Consider the following 20,062-nt stretch of genomic DNA (forward strand, 5'->3'; position numbering starts at 1 on the left):
ACGCAAGATCCGCGGCGCCCTCTCGGGCGCCGCATCCGGTTTTTCTTGGCGAATGGCCCCCCGGTCGTCTAGGGAACCCGGCAGGAGAATCGGAGCGCGCATGATCGAGGTCCACGACCTTCACCGGCATTTCGGCGGCTTCCGCGCCGTCGATGGCGCCAGCCTGACGATCCGCACCGGATCCATCACCGGGCTGATCGGGCCGAACGGTGCGGGCAAGTCCACCCTGTTCAATGTGATTGCGGGCGTGCTGCCGCCCACCTCGGGCCGCGTCGTCATGGACGGCGAGGACATCACCGACCTGCCCCCGCACGAGTTGTTCCACAAGGGCCTGCTGCGCACCTTCCAGATGGCGCATGAGTTCTCGTCCATGTCGGTGCGCGAGAACCTGATGATGGTCCCGCCCGGACAGTCGGGCGAGAGCCTGTGGAACACCTGGTTCGGCCGCAAGCGCATTGCCGAGGAAGAACGCGCGCTCCGGGCGCGTGCCGACGAGGTGCTGGACTTCCTGACCATCAGCCATGTGGCCGAGGAAAAGGCCGGGAACCTGTCGGGCGGACAGAAGAAGCTGCTGGAACTGGGCCGCTGCATGATGGTCGAGGCCAAGATCGTCTTTCTGGACGAGGTGGGTGCCGGCGTGAACCGCACCCTTCTGGGCACCATTGCCGACGCTATCATCCGCCTGAACCGGGAACGCGGCTATACCTTCTGCGTGATCGAGCATGACATGGATTTCATCGGCAAGCTCTGCGATCCGGTGATCGTCATGGCCGAAGGCAAGGTCCTGGCCGAGGGGTCTGCCGCGCGCATCATGGAAAACGAGGCGGTGATCGAGGCCTATCTGGGCCGCGGCCTCAAGAACAAGGACAAGGTCGGGGTATGAGCGATCCTTTTGCCAATCGCGGCAACCGCGACGCCTCGGTCGTGAACCCGCGTCCTGCCGGGACTTTCCAGGGCAGCCTTCGCAGCGGCGCGGCCCGGCCCGGCCCTGCCGGCGACCCCTTTCTCATCGGCGAGAACATGCGCGGCGGCTATGGCAAGGCCGATATCCTGAACGGCTGCACGCTGGCGGTCGAGAAGGGCCGGATCGCCGTGATCGTCGGCCCGAACGGCGCGGGCAAGTCCACGGCCATGAAGGCGATCTTCGGGATGCTGACCCTGCGGGAAGGCAGCGTCCGGCTGGACGGGCAGGACATCACCGCCCTGAACCCGCAGGACCGCGTCAAGGCGGGCATGGGTTTCGTCCCCCAGGTCGCCAATGTCTTCCCGACCATGACGGTCGAGGAGAACCTGGAAATGGGCGCCTATCTGCGCCAGGACGATTTCCGCCAAACGATGCAGCAGGTCTATGAGCTGTTCCCGGCTGTCGCCGACAAGCGCCGCCAGAACGCGGGTGAACTGTCTGGCGGCCAGCGCCAGCAGGTCGCCGTTGGCCGGGCGCTGATGACGCAACCGAAGCTTCTGATGCTGGACGAGCCGACCGCAGGCGTCAGCCCCATCGTCATGGACGAGCTTTTCGACCGCATCATCGAAATCGCGCGCACGGGCATCTCGATCCTGATGGTGGAACAGAACGCCAAGCAGGCGCTGGAGATCGCCGATGTCGGCTATGTGCTGGTGCAGGGCGCCAACCGCTACACCGGCACCGGGGCCGAGCTGATGGCCGACCCCGAGGTGCGCCGCACCTTCCTGGGGGGCTGACGATGGACGGACAGAACGGGCAGGTCCGACCTGCAAGGGGAAGCCTCTGATGGATGTTCTCAATGCCCTTGTGGCGATCCTGAACTTCGTGGTCATCCCGGCTTCGGCCTATGGCGCGCAGCTTGCGTTAGGGGCTTTGGGGGTGACGCTGATCTACGCCATCCTGCGGTTCTCGAACTTCGCCCATGGCGACACCATGGCCTTCGGCACCGCCATCGTGATCCTGCTGACATGGGGGCTGCAGTCGCTGGGGGTATCTTTCGGCCCCCTGCCCTCGGCCCTCCTGGCGCTGCCGCTGGGAATCGCCCTGACGGCGCTGTTGGCGCTGCTGACCGACCGCTGGGTCTATCGCCACTACCGCCGGGTGCGCGCCGCGCCCATCGTGGTGGTCATGGCCTCGGTCGGCGTCATGTTCGTGATGAACGGCCTGACGCGCCTTGTGATCGGCGTGGACGAGATCCAGTTCGCGGACGGCGCCCGCTTTGTCATCTCGGTGCCGCAGTTCCGGCAGATGACCGGGCTAAGCGAGGGCCTTGCGTTCAGGACCACGCAGGCGATCACGCTGGTGATCGCGGCGCTGTCGGTCTGGGCGCTGTTCGTCTTCCTGAACCGCACCCGCGCCGGCAAGGCGATGCGCGCCTATGCCGACAACGAGGATCTGGCCCTGCTGTCGGGCATCGACCCCGACCGGGTCGTGCGGATGACCTGGATCATCGCCACCGGCCTCGCGGTGCTGGCGGGCACGCTTTATGGATTGGACAAATCCTTCAAGGCGTTCAACTATTTCCAGATCCTCCTGCCGGTCTTCGCGGCGGCCATCGTGGGCGGCCTCGGCAGCCCAATCGGCGCCATCGCGGGGGGCTTCCTGATCGCCTTTTCCGAGGTTGCGCTGACCTATCCCTGGAAGAAGATCGCCGAATATCTGGGTTTCGAGCCCACCGGCCTGCTGCAGATGCTGGGCACGGAATACAAGCTGGCGATCAGCTTCGTCATCCTGATCGTCGTTCTGCTGGTGCGCCCCACGGGGCTGTTCCGCGGCAAAGCCTATTGAGGAGGCCTGAATGAGCGCCAACCGTCAGGCCGAAACCTCTGCCAGCCCATGGCGCGCGCCGCTGCTGTTCGCGGCGGTGATCCTGCTGGTCGTGCTGGAAGGCACGGTCTCGAACGCGATGTTCTCGGGGTCGTGGAACAGCGCGCTGTCGATCCTGAACATGGGGTTGATTTCGGCCGTGACCGCGCTGGGCGTCAACATGATCTGGGGTTACGGCGGGTTGTTCAACGCGGGCGTCGTCGGTTTCGTGGCGCTGGGGGGAGTTGCCCCGGTGCTGATCTCGACCCAGCCGGTGCAGGGCGCCTGGGCGGCCGGGGGACCGCAGATGGTCCTGGCGCTGGCGGTCGGGCTTGCGACGCTGGTGATTGCTGCAGCGGCAGCCTCGCGGCTGAAGGGCGCAACGCGCTTCTGGATCGCAGCGCTGGTCGTCATCGCAGGCTATGTCGCGACGCGGATGCTGTTCGATCCGGCAGTGGCCGCGATCGAGGCGAACAATCCCTCCAAGGCCGGCAACATCGGCGGGCTGGGCTTGCCGGTGCTGCTGAGCTGGCCGGTGGGCATGGTCTTTGCCGCCATCGCCGCCTGGGGCATCGGCAAGGTCGCGCTGGGGCTGCGCTCGGACTATCTTGCGATCGCCACGCTGGGGATCGGCGAAATCATCGTCGCCCTCCTCAGGAACGAAGGCTGGCTGGCCCGCGGCGTGCTGAACATCACCGGCATCCCGCGCCCTGTCCCTTACGAGCTTGACCTGCAGGCAAACCCCGCCTTCGTCGAGGCCGCCGTGCGTTGGGCGATGGACCCGACCACGGCCTCTGCCATCTATGTCAAGCTGTCCTATGCCACGATCTTCGTGGCGGTGCTGCTGACGCTGATTCTGCTGTCGGAACTGGCGCTGTATTCGCCCTGGGGCCGGATGATGCGGGCGATCCGAGACAACGAGATCGCGGCCGAGGCCATGGGCAAGGACGTCACCCGGCGGCACCTGCATCTGTTCATCCTCGGTTGCGCGGTGATCGGGCTTTCGGGGGCGATGATGGTGACGCTGGACGGGTTGATGGCGCCGGGCGGATACAACCCGCTGCGCTATACCTTCCTGATCTGGGTGATGGTGATCGTCGGGGGGTCGGGCAACAACTGGGGGGCGGTGCTGGGCGCGGTGCTGATCTGGTTTCTCTGGATCAAGGCCGAGGTCTGGGGGCCTGCCGCGATGTCGCTGCTGACCTCGCCGCTGTCGGATGGAGGCCTCAAGCGCCACCTGATCGAAAGCGCGCCGCAGATGCGCTATGTCGCGATGGGGGTCGTGCTGCTGCTGGTGCTGAGGTTCGCGCCGCGGGGGCTGCTGCCGGAACGGTGAGTTCTGACGGAACGGCCGGTCTCCGGGGCTCTGCCCCATCGTCGTATACGACGATCCCGGGATATTTGGACGAAGAAGAAAACCCTAGAGGTCGATCCGGCCCGTCATGCCGTCTGCAAAACGGTGCAAGACGGTCGGGTAAAGGAGGTGCTCGGCCTTCAGGACCCTCGCAGCAAGGGTTTCAGGCGTATCCCCAGGCTCGACCGGCACATGGGCCTGACCAAGGATGGGGCCGTCGTCCAGCAGCGGCGTCACAAGATGAACGGTGGCGCCTGCCCGCGTGTCGCCGGCTTCGATGGCGCGGGCATGCGTGTGAAGGCCGGGGTACTTCGGCAGCAGCGAGGGATGGATGTTCAGCATCATGCCCTGAAAGCGGTCCACGAAGCCGGGCGTGAGAATCCGCATGAAGCCGGCAAGGCAGAGGATGTCCGGCTCGGCCGCAAGCAGCGGCTCAAGCAGCGCGGCCTCGAAGGCCCCGCGATCGCCGCGGAACGGGCGGTGATCCACCGCTGCGGTCGGCACGCCCATCTCGGCGGCGCGGACAAGACCGGCCGCAGCGGGATCGTTCGAGGCGACCAGCACCGGCCGGGCCGGGTGGTCGCCGGTCATCGAACGGACCAGCGCGACCATGTTCGATCCGCCGCCCGAGATCAGGATCGCAACGCGTTTTACCACAGCGTTCCGGTATAACCGACGCCCCGGCCGCCGCCGACCTCGCCCATCTCGACCACGCGCTCGCCTGCGTCGCGCAGCATCCCGGTCAGCGCACGCGCACGGTCAGGGGCCACCACAAGGATCATGCCGATGCCGCAGTTGAAGGTCTTGAGCATCTCGCGTTCGGGGATGCGTGCCGTATCGGCAAGCCACTGGAACACGGCAGGAGCCTGCCAGTTGTCAAGGTTGACCTCGACGCCCATTCCTTCGGGCAGGACGCGCGGCAGGTTCTCGGTGATGCCGCCGCCGGTGACATGGGCGGCCGCATGGACGCCGCCTGCCCGGATCGCCTCCAGCACCGGGCGGACGTAAAGCCGGGTGGGCGTCAGCAGCGCCCGCCCGAGCGGCCCCTTGGCGAAGGGCGCGGGATCGGACCAGCCGAGGCCCGTCGTTTCGACCACCTTGCGGACAAGCGAGAAGCCATTTGAATGCACGCCGTCCGAGCCGAGGCCCAGCAGCACGTCGCCTTCCGCGACATCCCGCGGCAGATGCGCGCCGCGTTCCATGGCGCCCACGGCAAAGCCGGCAAGGTCGAAGTCACCGTCGTGATACATCCCCGGCATCTCTGCCGTCTCGCCGCCGATCAGGGCCGCGCCGGAACGCCGGCAACCCTCGGCGATGCCGGCGATGACGCGGGCGGCCTCATCAACCTGCAGCTTGCCGGTGGCGAAATAATCCAGGAAGAACAGCGGCTCGGCCCCCTGACAGACGAGATCGTTCACGCACATGGCCACAAGGTCGATGCCGACGCCGTCAAGCTCTCCGGTCTCTATGGCGATGCGCAGCTTGGTGCCGACGCCATCGGTGGCCGCGACCAGAACCGGATCGGCGTAGCCTGCCGCCTTCAGGTCGAACAGCGCGCCGAAGCCGCCGAGTCCTGACATCACCCCTGGCCGGGCAGTCGCCGCGGCGGCGGGCTTGATACGTTCCACCAAGGCGTTGCCAGCGTCGATATCCACACCCGCCTGCGCGTAGGTAAGCCCGCCCCTGCCATCAGCCTTGGTCATGTCACCCATCCCTCTTGCCTGGGTGCTGGATAGCCCAGCCGTCCGGCGCAGACAATCAACGCGACCCGCCTGCCCCGGTTTTCCTTGACCCGCGCGCCCGCATTTGCGACAGCCCTCAGGCGCGGGCCTGTAGCTCAATGGTCAGAGCAGGGCGCTCATAACGCCTTGGTTGGGGGTTCAAGTCCCTCCGGGCCTACCAAACCCCGCGTTTTATAAGTTATTTCAATTCCTTGTCGGGCGTGCTGACAAGGTTTGCAGGGTGGCTGATCAATTCCTGCTTCCCATGCGCCCAGCCGGTGCGGCTTGCGATGACGGAATCGGCCGGCCCCAGCCCGGAAGCCTCGCCATCTCCCCAGCAGGAATGGCGAGGCTCGGGCCGTCTCGTGGGAACCCTGGCTGCCTTGCCGTTCAGCCGAACAGGAAGTCCGAAGCCGTCATCCCCGTGACACTGGCCACCATGAGGATGTCCTGCCCCGGATCGCTGAACCCGCCGGCGGCGCCATAGTCGATGCGGGTGCCGCCGTCTTCGAGAAGAACGAAGCGGTCGGCATCGTCGAGCCTTCCGCTGCGGTCGGTATCAAGGTCGGACCAGGCCAGTTTTCTGGTGTTGAAGTGAACAAGGTCATCGTCGGCGCTGCGGAAATCCATGATCACGTCCCGGCCGTCGCGTTCGTTGAAGATGAACTTGTCGGCGCCGCCTGCAATCACCCGCTCGGTGCCGTTGCTCGCCGTGCCATCGCCCCACAGGACGTCGTCGCCCTTGCCGCCGACGATCCGGTCCTTGCCGCCAAGCAGCTCGACACGGCCGAAGTACGAGACGCCATACCAGGTGTCCGCAGTCCCGTCGCCGTAGATCGTGTCATTGCCGTCGCCGCCATGGATCGTGTCGTTTCCGCCTTTCAGCAGGGCCAGGTCCATGCCTTCGACCACCCCGTCACCGTAAAGGGTGTCGTTTCCGCTTCCCCCTTGTATCCGGTCGGCCCCGCCGGTCAGGGTAGACTGGCCGTTCGTGAAGACGCCGCCATCCCCAAGCACCGAATCCGCGCCCGTCCCGCCGTCGATCGTGTCGTTGCCCCCGCGCAGCACTCCGTTGCCGGGGTTGAAGCCGGGCGCGGCGCTCACCGATCCGTCGCCGATGACGGTGTCGGCGCCTGATCCGGCGTCAAGGTAGTCGTTCGCACCCACGACCTCGGCATCGCTGCCATCGGCCCAGCCGTCGCCTTGCAGAAGGTCGTTGCCGCTGCCGCCCCAGATCCTGTCCGCCCCGCCCTTGAGCAGTGCCGAGGACCTGAAGGTGGAAACGCCGCCGTCGCCATAAACGACGTCATTGCCGGCACCCCCGTGCAGGATGTCCCTGCCGCCGGTCATCTCTCCGCCCATGTACAGATACGGGGAAACGATGCCGTCGCCGTAAAGGGTGTCGTGGCCTGCGCCGCCGTCCAGAAGATCCGCGCCCCCGATGAGGTGCGTTTCAGAGGCGTAGAGCTCCAGCAGGCCGTCGCCGTAGAGGATGTCATTGCCATCCCCCCCGAACAGCCTGTCCGCGCCGCCCGTTATCCGGGCGCCTTCGGCCGCGCCCCCGGAAACGAGGCCATCGCCATAAAGGACGTCGTTGCCGGCGCCGCCGTAAAGGACATCGCGGCCGCCGCGGATGTCCGCGCTGCGGGCGTATTCCATCGGCGCCGCGACCTCGATGGCGCCGTCGCCGTAAAGCGTGTCGTCTCCGGCATCGCCGTGCAGGATGTCGTCGCCGCCGATGATGGATGCCTCGGCGCCGTTTCCGCCAGAAATGACACGGCCATCGCCCCAGAGCATGTCGTGGCCCACGCCGCCGGACAGCAGGTCGGTGGCGCCCTTGATCTGCGTCTTTTCACCGTCCTTGCCCTTGATATCGCGGTCGCCCAGCAGGCTGTCGTCGCCGGCAAGGCCGAAGATGATGTCACGATTCAGGCTGCCGGTCAGAAGATCGGCCCTGTTCGTTCCCTTCACAAGTCTCTTAGCCATTCCTGATCCCTCATGACCTGGTGCCGCCAAGAGTCTGCGGCTGCAGAAGATGATGACACAGGTTAATGCACGCGACGACTGAATAATCAGGGGAACCGTTCGACTGCCGGATGTGCCGGACGCTTGCCTGATCCTTCAACCTGGGGCCTCGTCCAGCGCTGTGTCGCTTGCGGATGCGGTTCGTCCCGCCGCAATCATTCCCGACGAAAAAGGCACCCTATTGGAGAATGGCGGCGCGGGGCGTAGATACTGCCGACCGGATCAAGCCCCTTCGCGGTTTCGTCATGCGACCGGGGTCGAACGAGGGACTGCACGTCATGGCCGTGGGCTGCGCATCATCGCTTGGACTTGAGGAAGTGTGCCGCAGCTTCGGGTCACGGGTGGTCCTGTCCGACATCTCGCTGTCCATTCCGCCGGGCCGGATCACCTGCCTGCTGGGCGAATCCGGCTGCGGCAAATCGACGTTGCTGAGGATCATCGCGGGCGTCGACCGCCCCGACAGCGGCCGCATCCTGATGCGCGGGGCCGAGATCGCCGGCCCGGACCGCTTTGTCGAACCCGAGAACCGCAGGATCGGCTTCATGTTCCAGGACTATGCGCTGTTTCCGCATCTCAGCGTGGCGGAAAACCTGGCCTTCGGACTGCGCCACCTTTCCCGGTCCGCTCGGCGCGACCGCGTGGCCGAGGTGGTCGCGCGGATCGGGCTGGGCCACCTGGTGGACCGCTATCCCCATTCCCTGTCGGGAGGAGAGCAGCAGCGGGTGGCGCTGGCCCGCGCGCTGGCTCCGCAGCCGGCGGTGCTGCTGATGGACGAGCCCTTCTCGAACCTCGACCAGGGGTTGCGGGAACGGGTGCGGCGCGAGACGCTGGACACCCTGCGCCGGATCGGGACCACGGCCATCATCGTCACCCACGATCCGCAGGAAGCGCTGGCCGTGGGCGACATGATCGTGCTGATGCGGGCGGGCCGGATCGAGCAGGCGGGCACGCCCTTCGAGATCTACGACCGCCCCATCTCTCCCTATGCGGCCGAGTTCATGGGTCCGTGCAACCGCCTGACGGGGATCTGGAGCAGGGGGCGGATCGACACGCCCATCGGGACCTTTCCCGCTGCCCTCGATCTGCCGGACGGCGCGCTGGCGCTGGCCTGCATCCGGCCGCAGGCGCTGTCCATCGGGCCGGACGGGCATGGCATCTCGGCCCGCGTGGTCGCCAAGACCTTCATGGGGGAAAGCGAGCTGATCGATATCATGGTGCATCCCCTGGCCGAGACGCTGCGGATGCATTCCCATGTCCGCATTCCCATGGCCGTGGGCGAAAAGGTCAGCCTGCAACTGAACGGGGCGCAGATCCATGTCTTCGCTGACGAAAGCCCCGTGATAGCTCAGCGGAAAACAAAGTCGATAAAAACTCTAGACTAAGTTGCAGAGGCCGATGTATGACCCCTGAAACCGTCCGACCGGGAGTTCAGAAGGTCATCATGAAAGCCGCACCCACCTTGATCCGCGCCATCCTGGCCAGCACGACCCTTGTTGCCGCCGCGGGCGCTGCCTCGGCGCAGGAGGTCAATCTTTACACCTCGCGCGAACCCGGTCTGGTCGAGCCGCTGCTTCAGGCCTTCACCGAGTCCACGGGGATTGCGGTGAACACGGTGTTCCTCAAGGACGGGCTGGTCGAGCGGCTGGCCTCGGAAGGCGAAAGCTCGCCCGCTGATGTGCTGATGGCGGTGGATGCGGGCAACCTTGTCGATCTGGTCGAACGCGACCTGACCCAGCCGGTCGAATCCGAGGTCCTGACTGCCGCCATCCCCGACAACCTGCGCGATCCGGGGAACGAGTGGTTTGCCCTGTCGATGCGCGCCCGCGTCGTCTATGCCGCCAATGACGTCGAGATCGACAGCATCACCTACGAGGATCTGGCCGACCCCGAATGGAAGGGGCGGATCTGCATCCGCTCGGGCCAGCATCCCTACAACACGGCGCTGTTCTCGGCCTTCATGGCGCATCACGACGCGGCGGAAACCGAGGCCTGGCTGACCGGGCTGAAGAACAACCTCGCCCGCAAGGCGGGGGGCGGCGACCGCGACGGGGCCAAGGACATCCTCGGCGGCATCTGCGACATCGCCATCGCGAACTCCTACTACGTGGGGCTGATGCGTTCCGGCAGGGGCGGGGACGAGCAGAAGGCCTGGGGCGAGGCGATCAAGGTTCTGCTGCCCACCTTCGAGGATGGCGGCACCCATGTGAACGTCAGCGGCGCGGCCGTGGCGAAGAACGCGCCCAACAGGGACCAGGCGGTGCAGTTGCTGGAGTTCCTCGTCTCGGACGAGGCGCAGAAGATCTATGGCGAGGCGAATTACGAGTATCCGGTGAAACCCGGTGCCGCCATCGACCCGATCATCGCCTCGATCGGCGAGCTTAACGTCGATCCCGTCCCGCTGACCGAGATCGTGACAAACCGCAAGCAGGCCAGCGAACTGGTCGACCGCGTCGGCTTCGACAACTGATCGGGGCAACCCGGCCGCGGCAAGCTGCGGCCGGAAAGCAGGCATGGCGGTCCTGACGACAGATGGCGAAAAGGTTTCCAGATCCTTCTCTCTCGGGGGAAGGGTCTGGGTCCTTGCCAGCCTGCTGATCGCGGGGCTGGTCCTTGTTCCCTTGCTGGCTCTGGCGTGGCAGGCGGCGCAGGGGTCCGAGGGCCTGTGGTCGCATCTGGCGGCCCATGTGCTGCCGCACGCCCTGGGGCAAACGGCCATGCTGATGGCCGGGGTCGGTGTGCTGACCGCGCTGATCGGCACATCGGCGGCCTGGCTGGTGACGGCGCACGAGTTTCCCGGCCGGCGGCTGCTGGAATGGGCGCTGTTGCTGCCGCTAGCGGTGCCCACATATATTGTGGCCTATGCCTATCTGGACCTGCTGCACCCGCTGGGGCCGGTCCAGTCGCTGGTCCGCGCGGCCCTTGGCTACGACAGCCCTCGCGATTTCCGCCTGCCCGACATCCGGTCCATGACCGGGGCGATCCTGCTGCTGAGCCTTGTGCTCTACCCCTATGTCTACCTGCCCACGCGGGCGATGTTCATGACGCAGGCCGGGAACCTCGTCGAGGTTGCCCGCACCCTCGGCACCACCCGCCGCCAGATCTTCCAGCGCGTCGCCCTGCCCCTCGCCCGGCCCGCCATTGCCGTGGGCGTCAGCCTAGCCCTGATGGAGACGCTGAACGACATCGGCGCCTCGGAGTTCCTGGGCGTCCGGTCGCTGACGATCTCGGTCTACACGACCTGGGTTACACGGTCGGACCTGCCGGGCGCAGCGCAGATCTCGCTGGCGATGCTGCTCTTGGTGGTGGCGCTGATTTCGCTGGAACGCTGGGCGCGCAGGCGCCAGCGCTATGCGGTCAGCGGCCAGCGCGCCCGCAGCTTCGCGCGCGAGCGGCTGTCGCGGCGGGCGGGGTTGGCTGCGCTGGGCCTCGGGCTGCTGCCGGTGATCTTCGGCTTCCTGCTGCCAGCGCTCTACCTCGCGGTCGAGGCTTGGCAGCGCTTCCAGTTCGCCGGGTTGTCGGACCGGCTGATGATCGAGGCGCGCAACACCTTCCTGCTGTCCGCGTTTGCCACCGTGGCGGTGCTGGTCTGCGGGCTGGTTGTCGCCTATGCCTCGCGCGTCTATCCGCAGCGCGCCATGCAGATCGTCCACCGTGTCGCCTCGCTGGGCTATGCCATGCCGGGCACGATCCTGGCGCTGGGCATCCTGATCGCGGCGGCAGGGGTGGACCGCTGGATCAGCCAGACCGGACGGGCGATGTTCGGCATCGACCCCGGACTGGTCCTGATCGGATCGGGGGTGGCGCTGGGCTATGCCTATCTGGCGCGGTTCCTCGCCATCTCGATCGGCTCGGTCGAGGCTGGTCTGACCCGCATCCCGCGCAGCTACGACCAGTCCGCCCGGACGCTGGGCCATGGTGTCACCGGGATGCTGACCCATGTCCACCTGCCTCTGTCCAGGGCGGCGCTGGCCGCCGCCGGGCTGCTGGTCTTCGTCGACTGCATGAAGGAACTGTCCGCGACCCTGCTGCTGCGCCCGCTGAACTTCGAGACTCTGGCCACCCATCTTTACGGCGAAGCCGCGCGCGGCACCTACGAGGAAGCCGCGCTTGCCGCCTGGGCCATTGTCCTTGTGGGCATCCTGCCGGTGATCCTGCTGGCCCGCGTTGGACCGGCCAGTTCGCGCCCGTGATCTCGGCGGCGCAGAGCCGACCGCCACCGCGGGCCGGATGGCAAAGACTGCTTCTGCCGCTTTCCCGTTCCGGGGCCTGCCTCGGTGGTCATGACTAGGCTTGGGAATGGGCCATGCGGTGGCTGATCCTTTCGGACCGCTACGATCACCGCGCCGTAGCCAAGCCCTGCCATGCGCGAACTGCCAAGGACGGGCCCGCGAGCCTGACGGAATCTGTGTCCGCCGGAACAGCCCCGGCGACGCCAGAACGATCGCTGCCGTTTCCGGACCCTACGCCTGCCGTCCCGGCCAGCCGCAAGGCCAGCGGCCGTGATGCGGGTTGTCCCAGGCCGGCATGTCCAGCCACGGATACCAGCAGAGACCGGCGACCGGCACCTCCGACCGCTCGATCTCGGCCTTCACATAGGCGAGCCAGTCCCAGCGGTCGCGGACATGGGGAAAGCGGCGGTGCGCCTCGGGCAGCCCGTCGTGCCAGCCGGTCTCGGTGATCATCACCGGCAGGTGGTAGCGGTCGGCGACGGCGCGAAGGACCCGGTGCAGTGGCTCGATGGCGTGATGGGGATAGTAGTTGACGCCGACCATCCGCACATGGCCGCTGGCAACCAGCCGGTCGGTGGCCTTGAAGACGTTGGGATGCAGGTGGTGGAACGGGTCGCAGGTGGCAAAGCGCGGGCGATTGGGCAGGCAGGCCGCCGTGGTCATCATCCGCAGCGCCATCTGCGTAGCCCGGCCGGGCGTCATGCCCGAGACGCGGCGGCCGATCGAGGGCTCGTTCACCGCGATCACCCAGGAATCCGGCGGCAGCGCGCTGCAGCAGGCGACCGCGTGCTGCGCGGGGCGGGACGGGGCATCGAAATGCACGAGGTCCCAGATCACCGGGAAACCTTCGGGCACCGCGCGGATGCGGGCGGCGATGTCGTGGCGCCAGGACAGCCCGTCGCGAGCGCCGGCGGCGCCCTCCTCGGCGGCGACGCGATAGTGGTGGGGCATCGCACCATCCGGCAGGTGGTTGGTCGAATGCAGCAGGTCGTGGCCATTCCAGTGCAGGCGGCTGCACTCGAATCCGGCGAGGATCGGGGTCGCGCCGGCCATCTGCGCGCGGGCGGGGTCCGGGGTTGAAAGGAACATCGGGTCAACCTGGCTTCGATATGCCGGATGCGCCGCGTGAAAGGGCGTCTGGGCATGGTTGAAGTTGGGGGGATGGACACGGGCACTGTCGGCTGATCGCCGCGCCCTTCGGGTGCCGCCTGATGCCGCAAAACCGCACCAAGGTCAATGCCGGGACCGAAAGCCGGTCGATCCGGGGGACGGAACATGCTTTGATCGTCCTGCGGAAACGTGGAAGGAACGCAGGAATGCGCGATTCAAGCTTCGCTCACCGCTTTCTGGTGCCGGATCAACCCGACGGGTCGGTGATCGTCCTGCTGCATGGCACCGGCGGCGACGAATCCGACCTGATGCCGCTGGCGGGCCGCCTCAGCCCCCATGCCCGGCTGCTGGGCGTCCGCGGCCGCTCGCAGGAGGAAGGGATCAACCGCTGGTTCCGCCGCTTCGACGCCGTGACCTACGACCAGGACCACATCCGCGCCGAGGCGGCGGCCTTTGTCGCCTTCATCGCGGCCGAGCTTGCGGGGCTGGGCCTCGATCCCGCCCGCACGACCTTTCTGGGCTATTCCAACGGCGCCAACCTGTTGGGCGCGATCCTGCGCCTGTATCCGGGCGCGATGCGGCAGGCGATCCTGTTGCGCGGGATCGAGGTTCTGGAACGCCCGCCCGCCGCCGACCTGACGGGCACGCGCGTGCTGCTGGTGACGGGTGCACGTGATCCTTACGGGCGGATGGCCCCGGCGCTTGAAACCTCGCTGTCGGCGGCGGGCGCCGATCTCGACGCGCGGGTGATCGAGGCCGGGCACGAGCTGTCGGCCGAGGACCTGCGGATCGCAGGGGCTTGGCTGCACGGGTGATGCAGCCACGCAAGGCGCTTCAGTCCAGCGGCTTCAGCCCGGCCTCGATCTGGGCGCGGCGGGGTTCGAGGAAGGGCGGCAGCGACAGCGTCTCGCCCATCGTCTCGAAGGGCTCGTCCACGGCGAAGCCGGGACCATCGGTCGCGATCTCGAACAGGTTGCCGCCCGGCTCGCGGAAATAGACCGAGCGGAAGTAATAGCGCTCAACCTCGCCCGAGGACGGGACGCGCAGCGCCTTCAACTGCTCTGCCCATTGCCGGATCGCCACGTTGTCGGCGACCCGGAAGGCGACATGATGGACGGCGCCCGCGCCCTGCCGCGCCACCGGCAGGCCGGGCTGGACGGCGACGTGCAGTTCCGCACCCGGCCCGCCCTCTCCCATGGAAAAGACATGGACCTGCCCCTGCCCGTCCGGGCTGGGGAAGTCGGCCAGCCGCCGCATCCCCATCAGCCGGGTCAGCACCGCCTCGGTCGGGCCGAGGTCGGGAACCGAGATGGTGATCGGCCCGAGGCCGCGGATCTGGTGCTCGGCCGGAACGGGGCTGCGGTTCCACGGATGCGCCGCGCCGGGCTGGTCGGCGGTCAGGCGGAAGCGCTGGCCCTCGGGGTCCTCGAAATCCAGCGTGGCGCGGTTATCCAGCGTGGCGATCCCGCCCACGGTCAGGCCCTCGCCGCGCAGGCGGTCGGCCCAGTAGTCGAGGCTCGGTTCATTCACCCGCAGCCCGGTGCGGCTGATCGAATGGGTGCCCCGCCGTTCCGGCGATGCCGGCCAGTCGAAAAAGGTCAGGTCGGTGCCGGGGCTGCCCGCGCCATCGGCGAAGAACAGGTGATAGGCGGATGTGTCGTCCTGGTTGACGGTCTTCTTGACCCGCCGCATCCCCAAGGTTTGCGTGTAGAAGCGGTTGTTGCCGGTCGCGTCGGCGGTGATCGCGGTCAGGTGGTGAATGCCGATGAGTTGCATGGCGGTGTCCTTTCGTTGAAACCGATATCGGAACCCGGTTTCCGGCCCGCCAGTGGCACAGATGTTACCACCCGTCCCGCACGTTGAATCGACAGGCCCGAACTGCGACATTGCCGCAACGCACAGCCAAGGATCGCCCGTTGGTCGCCGAGATCGCCCGTCCCCTTCCCCGGCCCCCCGCCCGCCTTGCGCGGTCCGGCGGCGCGCGGCTGGCGGTGCTGCTGCTGGCGCTGCTGGCCGTGACCCTGTGGGCGGGCGGGCGCATGGCCTTCCGGCATTACCTGTCAGCCGGGCAGGAACGGGCCGAGATGGCGCTGGGTCTGACGGCCAACGGCCTTGATGCCGATCTCGCCCGCTTCGAGGTCGTTCCGCAGTTGATCGCCGAGTTCGACCTGATCCAGCGGCTCGTCTCGCATCCCACTGACGTCGGGCTGCGCCGGGCGGCCAACGCCTGGCTTTCGGCCGAGAACGCGGCCATCCATGCTTCGGACATCTATGTGATCCGCCCAGACGGCGACACCATCGCCTCGTCAAACTACCTTGACGGCGAGGCCAGCTTCATCGGCCGCAACTTCAGCTACCGCCCCTATTTCATCGAGGCGATGCGCGGAGGGCCGGGCCGCTTCTACGGCATCGGCACCGCGTCATCCGTGCGGGGCTATTACTTCTCGGCCCCCGTCTTCGATATGGACGGCCGGATTGCGGGCGTGGTCGCGGTCAAGGTCGCGGTGGACCGGATCGAGCAGTCCTGGCATGACGGGGAATACCGCTTTCTCGTCACCGACCCCGAGGGGCGGGTCTTCCTGTCATCGGAACCGCGCTGGCTTTCCGCCAGCTTCGAGCCTCCCACCCCAGAACGGCTGGCCCGCACCATCGAGACCCGCCGCTATGCCGATGCCGAGCTTGCCGATCTGGGCGTCGAGCGCGTGACCCGCTTCGGCGTGCCGGTCCTGTGGATCGCGTCCGATGGCGAGGTCCGCGAATACGTCGCCGTCTCGCAGCCGATGCCGCGGGCGGGCTGGACCGTCCATGTGCTGCTGGACAGCGCCGAGTTGCGGCGCGAGGCGCGGATGGCGGTGCTGACGCTGGTCCTGCTGCTTTGCGCCGGGGTCTTCGGCGCGCTGATCCTGGCGCAGCGCCGGGCGCAGGTGGCCGAGCGGATCGCCATGCACCAGTTCGCCACAGCCGAACTGGAACGTCGGGTCGAGGCGCGCACCGCCGACCTTGCCCGCCTGAACGGCCAGCTTGAGCAGGAGGTCGCCGAGCGCCGCGCCACCGAGTCCGAGCTGCGGGCCGCGCAGGCGAGCCTCGTGCAGGTCGGCAAGCTGGCGGCGCTGGGGCAGATGTCGGCGTCCCTGTCGCACGAGATCAACCAGCCGCTCGCCGCCGCCCGCAACTATGCCGACAGCGCCGGTGTCCTGATCGAGCGGGGCGACTACGCCGCCGCGCGCGAGAACATGCAGCATATCCTGTCGCTGGTGGACCGGATGGCGGCCATCGGCAGGCACCTGCGCGATGCCGCCCGCAAGCCCGACGACCGGCTGGGGGCGGTGGACCTGGCCGCGCTGCTGCCCGAGACGCGCACCATCGTGGCCCAACGCCTTGCCAGCAGCGGCGCCATGCTGGAAATCGACCTGCCGCCGGATCTTCCGCCGCTGAAGGCGGGACCGACGCGGCTGCAACAGGTGCTGGTCAATCTCATCACCAACGCCGCCGACGCTGCCGAGGGGACGGACGACCGCCGCATCACCCTGTCGGCAAGCACCGAGGGCGAGTGGATCGCCCTCCGCCTGCGCGACCGTGGCCCCGGCGTGCCCGAGGCCATCGCGGAACGTATCTTCGACCCCTTCTTCACCACCAAGGGCATGGGCGCGGGGCTGGGCCTCGGCCTGTCGATCACTGCCAATATCGTGCGCGACTTCGGCGGCACCATCGCGGTCCGCAATGCCGGCCCCGGCGCCGAGTTCTGCGTCCGCCTGCCTGTGGCGAGGCCCGCATGAGCGGCGGCCGGCTGCTTCTGGTCGATGACGACGACCAGATGCGCGGGTCCACCGCGCAGGCGCTGCGGCTGGCGGGCTTCACGGTCGAGGCGCTGACCGGCGGGACAGAGGCGCTGGCGCTGGCCGCGCCGGGCTTCAACGGCGCCATCGTCAGTGACATCCGAATGCCGGGCATGGACGGGATGACCCTGCTGGGTCGCGTCCACGAGATCGACCCCGACATCCCCGTGATCCTGTTCACCGGCCATGCCGAGGTTCCCTTGGCGGTCGAGGCGATCCGCAATGGCGCCTATGACTTCATCGAAAAGCCCTTCGTGGTGCAGGAGCTGGCCAATGTCATCCGCCGCGCCATCGACCACCGGGCCTTGGTGCTGGAAAACCGCCGACTGCGCGCCGTCGCGGGCAAGCGCGACGATGTCGAGGCGCGTCTGCCCGGCCGGACCCAGGTCATGGTGGATCTCCGCTATCGCCTGCGCGCCATCGGGGCGTCGGACGCCGATACGTTGATCATCGGCCCGACCGGCGTCGGGAAAGAGGTGGTGGCGCGGACGCTGCACGACATCTCCTCGCGCGCGGAACGGCCTTTCATCGCCATCAACTGCGCCGCCCTGCCCGCCGCCCTGATCGAAAGCGAACTGTTCGGCCACGAGGCCGGCGCCTTCCCCGGCGCGCTGCGGCCGCGCTACGGCAAGTTTGAACATGCCCGTGGCGGCACGGTGCTGCTGGACGAGATCGGGTCCATGCCGCTGGACCTGCAGGCCAAGCTGGTCCGGGTGCTGCAGGAACGGGTCATCACCCGGCTGGGATCGAACGACCCCGTGCTGCTTGACGTGCGCTTCATCGCCACCAGCAAGGAAGACCTCGCCGCCCCTGTCCAGCGCGGCGAGTTCCGCGAGGACCTGTTCTGGCGCCTGAACGTCGCCGTCCTGCACGTCCCGCCGCTGTCGGCCCGGCGCGAGGACATCCCGCTGCTGTTCCTGCAACTGATGCGCGAATCCGCCGCCCGCAACAACTTGCCCGAACGCGAGGTGCCCGCGGGTTTCCTGTCCGACCTCGCCGCACGGGATTGGCCCGGCAACGTGCGCGAGTTGCGCAATCTCGCAGAGCGCATGGTCCTCGGCCTCGAAGACCCGCTGAGCGTCGGGGCCGAGGGTGCCCGCCTGCCCGAGCGCGTGGCCGAATTCGAGCGCAGCCTGATCGCGGGCGCCATCGCCGCCCATGGCGGGCGCCTGCGCGCGGTCTACGAGACGCTGGGGATCTCTCGGAAGACGCTTTACGAGAAGATGCAGAAATACGGTCTCGATCGCCGCCTGATCGTCGAAGCCGGCGAGGACGACAGCGGCTGAGGCTCATATGTGTGGATTTCCACACATCAAGTTTCAAGCTTGTCACTGTTTCCACCCATTCGGCTGCCGGGCATGACGGAAAGTGGCAGAAAGGGATGACGAGGCGCTTTGAACAAAGCCGATCCTCGCGCAAACGTTCCGCGATTGGCGCATTCGAGGAGCTTGCGCCATCCGATTCAATACCGGGAGGAATAATGTCGGTTTCCAAACTTCTGGGCGCGGTCTGCGCCGCCTCGATCATGGCCGCTCCGGCCTTCGCGCAGGACTATCCGGCGCGCCAGATCACCATGATCATCCCCTTCTCGGCAGGTGGGCCCACCGACACCGTCGCTCGCCTGCTGGCCGAACGGATGTCGGCCGACCTGGGCAAACAGATCATCGTGGAAAACGTCACCGGGGCCGGCGGCACCCTGGGCGCGGACCGCGTCGCCAAGGCTGACCCCGACGGCTATACCATGCTGCTGCACCACATGGGCATGGCGACCTCGGCCACGCTGTATCGCACCCTGCCCTACGATCCGCTGAACTCGTTCGACTATGTGGGCGAGGTCGTGGACGTGCCGATGATCATCACGGCCCGCAAGGACTTCGAGCCCGCGAACATGGCCGAGTTCATCGACTATGTGAAGGCGAATGCCGAAACCCTGACGCTGGCCAACGCGGGCATCGGGGCGGTCAGCCAGTTGTGCGGGATGCTGCTGATGCACTCGCTTGACGCGCAACTGACCACGGTTCCCTACAAGGGCACCGGCCCGGCGATGACCGACCTGCTGGGCAGCCAGGTTGACATCCTCTGCGACCAGACCACCGGCGCCACCCAGCACATCCAGGGTGGATCGATCAAGGCCTATGCCGCCACCACGCCCGAGCGGCTGGACCTGTTCCCCGACCTGCCGACCGCCATCGAAAGCGGGTTGCCGGACATGGAACTGGCGGTCTGGCACGGCATCTACACGCCCAAGGGCACGCCCGCCGAGATCAACCAGCGCCTGTCGCAGTCGCTGCAGGCGGCGTTGGCGGATGAAGGCGTGGTCCGGCAACTGGCCGAACTCGGCACCGAACCGGTGCCGGTCGAGCAGATGACGCCCGAGGCGTTGAAGACCCAGCTTGAGTCCGAGATCGCCCGCTGGAAGCCAATCATCGAGGCCGCCGGCGTCTACGCCGACTGATCCGCCGGCCTCCACGCCGTTCCTGAGAACACCCGCTCGCCGCCCCCATGAAGGGCGGCGAGTCCTTGCAAGAGACCGGAGGGAAACCACGTGTCCACGAAACCAAAGGACAACACCGACCTGATCGCGGGGCTGGGCCTGATGGCGGTCGCCGCGTTCTTCGGCTGGCAGACGCTGGGACTGGAGATCGGCACCTCGCTGCGGATGGGGCCGGGCTACTTCCCGATGATCCTGTCGGGCCTGATGTTCCTGCTGGGACTGGTGATCTTTCTGCAGGCCTTCGGCCGCGAGGGTGAGCCGATGGGCCCCATCGCCTGGCGCGGCATCTTCTTCATCCTGCCGGCGCCGATCTTCTTCGGCCTGACGGTGCGGGGCCTGGGCTTCGTCCCGGCGCTGTTCATCACCACGCTGATCGCCTCGCAGGCCTCGGTCAAGATGCGCCCCGGCTATGCGCTGCTGCTGGCGGTGCTGGTCACGGTGATCTCGACGCTGATCTTCAGCTATGGCCTAGGGCTGCCGTTCCGGCGCTTCGGACCATGGGTCCAGTTCTGAGGAGGATGGA

General features: G+C 67.3%; 17 protein-coding genes and 1 tRNA gene. 13 read left to right on the forward strand and 5 right to left on the reverse strand.

Going from position 1 to position 20,062, the window contains the following annotated elements; all coding sequences use genetic code 11:
• Positions 1–100 precede the first annotated feature (100 nt).
• Genes JGR78_RS04710 through JGR78_RS04725 form a run of 4 tightly spaced genes read left to right on the forward strand, consistent with a single transcriptional unit; the run spans position 101 to position 4,106 of the window.
• The gene (locus tag JGR78_RS04710; protein WP_182792547.1) at positions 101–883 is read left to right on the forward strand and encodes an ABC transporter ATP-binding protein; all 783 of its coding nucleotides are present in this window, start codon (positions 101–103) and stop codon (positions 881–883) included.
• Positions 880–1,701 carry an ABC transporter ATP-binding protein gene (locus JGR78_RS04715; protein WP_182792546.1) on the forward strand — a complete coding sequence of 274 codons (822 nt, stop codon included), beginning with the start codon at positions 880–882 and terminating at the stop codon, positions 1,699–1,701. Before JGR78_RS04710 ends, JGR78_RS04715 begins: the two co-directional genes overlap by 4 nt.
• A 49-nt stretch (positions 1,702–1,750) precedes the next feature.
• Entirely contained in the window at positions 1,751–2,752 is a 1,002-nt protein-coding gene (locus tag JGR78_RS04720; protein ID WP_182792545.1) for a branched-chain amino acid ABC transporter permease, read from the forward strand.
• 10 nt (positions 2,753–2,762) lie between these two features.
• Positions 2,763–4,106 carry a branched-chain amino acid ABC transporter permease gene (locus tag JGR78_RS04725; RefSeq protein WP_182792544.1) on the forward strand — a complete coding sequence of 448 codons (1,344 nt, stop codon included), beginning with the start codon at positions 2,763–2,765 and terminating at the stop codon, positions 4,104–4,106.
• 84 nt (positions 4,107–4,190) lie between these two features.
• On the opposite strand, the gene purN is transcribed toward JGR78_RS04725, so the two are convergent.
• Both purN and purM read right to left on the reverse strand, forming a co-directional pair.
• Positions 4,191–4,781 carry a phosphoribosylglycinamide formyltransferase gene (purN, locus tag JGR78_RS04730; RefSeq protein ID WP_182804352.1) on the reverse strand — a complete coding sequence of 197 codons (591 nt, stop codon included), beginning with the start codon at positions 4,779–4,781 and terminating at the stop codon, positions 4,191–4,193.
• Positions 4,775–5,827 (reverse strand): phosphoribosylformylglycinamidine cyclo-ligase, encoded by a 1,053-nt coding sequence (purM, locus tag JGR78_RS04735; protein ID WP_182804354.1) that lies wholly within the window; start codon positions 5,825–5,827, stop codon positions 4,775–4,777. Before purM ends, purN begins: the two co-directional genes overlap by 7 nt.
• A gap of 123 nt (positions 5,828–5,950) precedes the next feature.
• Here purM and JGR78_RS04740 point away from each other — a divergent pair.
• A tRNA-Ile gene (locus tag JGR78_RS04740) sits at positions 5,951–6,026 on the forward strand.
• A gap of 209 nt (positions 6,027–6,235) precedes the next feature.
• Here the strand turns inward: JGR78_RS04740 and JGR78_RS04745 are convergent.
• Positions 6,236–7,831, reverse strand: coding sequence for a calcium-binding protein (locus JGR78_RS04745; RefSeq protein ID WP_182804356.1), 1,596 nt, complete (start codon positions 7,829–7,831; stop codon positions 6,236–6,238).
• A 227-nt stretch (positions 7,832–8,058) separates the two neighbouring features.
• Here JGR78_RS04745 and JGR78_RS04750 point away from each other — a divergent pair, with 227 nt between their 5' ends.
• From JGR78_RS04750 to JGR78_RS04760, 3 genes are read left to right on the forward strand one after another with little or no spacing between them, the layout of a single operon-like run.
• Complete coding sequence (locus tag JGR78_RS04750) at positions 8,059–9,252, forward strand: ABC transporter ATP-binding protein (RefSeq protein ID WP_234450857.1); 1,194 nt, start codon at positions 8,059–8,061, stop codon at positions 9,250–9,252.
• Positions 9,253–9,311: 59 nt separating this feature from the next.
• The gene (locus tag JGR78_RS04755; RefSeq protein ID WP_200559446.1) at positions 9,312–10,337 is read left to right on the forward strand and encodes a Fe(3+) ABC transporter substrate-binding protein; all 1,026 of its coding nucleotides are present in this window, start codon (positions 9,312–9,314) and stop codon (positions 10,335–10,337) included.
• Between the two features lie 43 nt (positions 10,338–10,380).
• Positions 10,381–12,060 (forward strand): iron ABC transporter permease, encoded by a 1,680-nt coding sequence (locus tag JGR78_RS04760; RefSeq protein ID WP_182792539.1) that lies wholly within the window; start codon positions 10,381–10,383, stop codon positions 12,058–12,060.
• Positions 12,061–12,330: 270 nt separating this feature from the next.
• Here the strand turns inward: JGR78_RS04760 and JGR78_RS04765 are convergent, their stop codons facing one another.
• Positions 12,331–13,188, reverse strand: coding sequence for a hypothetical protein (locus JGR78_RS04765; protein WP_182792538.1), 858 nt, complete (start codon positions 13,186–13,188; stop codon positions 12,331–12,333).
• A gap of 227 nt (positions 13,189–13,415) precedes the next feature.
• Between JGR78_RS04765 and JGR78_RS04770 the strand changes: the two genes are divergently transcribed.
• Positions 13,416–14,024, forward strand: a complete 609-nt coding sequence (locus JGR78_RS04770) for an alpha/beta hydrolase (protein WP_182792537.1) — start codon at positions 13,416–13,418, stop codon at positions 14,022–14,024.
• Between the two features lie 19 nt (positions 14,025–14,043).
• On the opposite strand, the gene JGR78_RS04775 is transcribed toward JGR78_RS04770, so the two are convergent.
• Positions 14,044–14,985, reverse strand: a complete 942-nt coding sequence (locus JGR78_RS04775) for a ring-cleaving dioxygenase (RefSeq protein ID WP_182792536.1) — start codon at positions 14,983–14,985, stop codon at positions 14,044–14,046.
• Between the two features lie 140 nt (positions 14,986–15,125).
• Between JGR78_RS04775 and JGR78_RS04780 the strand changes: the two genes are divergently transcribed.
• The 4 genes from JGR78_RS04780 to JGR78_RS04795 all read left to right on the forward strand — a co-directional run bounded on the left by JGR78_RS04780 (position 15,126) and on the right by JGR78_RS04795 (position 20,052).
• A complete protein-coding gene (locus JGR78_RS04780) occupies positions 15,126–16,985 on the forward strand; it encodes an ATP-binding protein (protein WP_234450858.1) in 1,860 nt (619 codons plus the stop codon).
• Positions 16,982–18,331, forward strand: a complete 1,350-nt coding sequence (locus JGR78_RS04785; protein WP_182792535.1) for a sigma-54 dependent transcriptional regulator — start codon at positions 16,982–16,984, stop codon at positions 18,329–18,331. Before JGR78_RS04780 ends, JGR78_RS04785 begins: the two co-directional genes overlap by 4 nt.
• A 194-nt stretch (positions 18,332–18,525) precedes the next feature.
• Positions 18,526–19,500: a tripartite tricarboxylate transporter substrate-binding protein gene (locus tag JGR78_RS04790; protein ID WP_182792534.1), complete on the forward strand. Its 975-nt coding sequence runs from the start codon at positions 18,526–18,528 to the stop codon at positions 19,498–19,500.
• A gap of 90 nt (positions 19,501–19,590) precedes the next feature.
• On the forward strand, positions 19,591–20,052 hold the full coding sequence (locus JGR78_RS04795) for a tripartite tricarboxylate transporter TctB family protein (protein ID WP_182792533.1): 462 nt from the start codon (positions 19,591–19,593) through the stop codon (positions 20,050–20,052).
• Positions 20,053–20,062: the final 10 nt, after the last annotated feature.

The organism is Paracoccus sp. MC1862, assembly GCF_016617715.1.
Lineage (GTDB): Bacteria > Pseudomonadota > Alphaproteobacteria > Rhodobacterales > Rhodobacteraceae > Paracoccus.

What these genes read in the sequence shown, in the direction of transcription:
- JGR78_RS04710 (WP_182792547.1), top strand. Translation starts at nt 101, where the DNA reads ATGATCGAGGTCCACGACCTTCACCGGCATTTCGGCGGCTTCCGCGCC.
- JGR78_RS04715 (WP_182792546.1), top strand. Translation starts at nt 880, where the DNA reads ATGAGCGATCCTTTTGCCAATCGCGGCAACCGCGACGCCTCGGTCGTG.
- JGR78_RS04720 (WP_182792545.1), top strand. Translation starts at nt 1,751, where the DNA reads ATGGATGTTCTCAATGCCCTTGTGGCGATCCTGAACTTCGTGGTCATC.
- JGR78_RS04725 (WP_182792544.1), top strand. Translation starts at nt 2,763, where the DNA reads ATGAGCGCCAACCGTCAGGCCGAAACCTCTGCCAGCCCATGGCGCGCG.
- purM (WP_182804354.1), bottom strand. Translation starts at nt 5,827, where the DNA reads ATGACCAAGGCTGATGGCAGGGGCGGGCTTACCTACGCGCAGGCGGGT.
- JGR78_RS04745 (WP_182804356.1), bottom strand. Translation starts at nt 7,831, where the DNA reads ATGGCTAAGAGACTTGTGAAGGGAACGAACAGGGCCGATCTTCTGACC.
- JGR78_RS04750 (WP_234450857.1), top strand. Translation starts at nt 8,059, where the DNA reads ATGGCGGCGCGGGGCGTAGATACTGCCGACCGGATCAAGCCCCTTCGC.
- JGR78_RS04755 (WP_200559446.1), top strand. Translation starts at nt 9,312, where the DNA reads ATGAAAGCCGCACCCACCTTGATCCGCGCCATCCTGGCCAGCACGACC.
- JGR78_RS04760 (WP_182792539.1), top strand. Translation starts at nt 10,381, where the DNA reads ATGGCGGTCCTGACGACAGATGGCGAAAAGGTTTCCAGATCCTTCTCT.
- JGR78_RS04765 (WP_182792538.1), bottom strand. Translation starts at nt 13,188, where the DNA reads ATGTTCCTTTCAACCCCGGACCCCGCCCGCGCGCAGATGGCCGGCGCG.
- JGR78_RS04770 (WP_182792537.1), top strand. Translation starts at nt 13,416, where the DNA reads ATGCGCGATTCAAGCTTCGCTCACCGCTTTCTGGTGCCGGATCAACCC.
- JGR78_RS04775 (WP_182792536.1), bottom strand. Translation starts at nt 14,985, where the DNA reads ATGCAACTCATCGGCATTCACCACCTGACCGCGATCACCGCCGACGCG.
- JGR78_RS04785 (WP_182792535.1), top strand. Translation starts at nt 16,982, where the DNA reads ATGAGCGGCGGCCGGCTGCTTCTGGTCGATGACGACGACCAGATGCGC.
- JGR78_RS04790 (WP_182792534.1), top strand. Translation starts at nt 18,526, where the DNA reads ATGTCGGTTTCCAAACTTCTGGGCGCGGTCTGCGCCGCCTCGATCATG.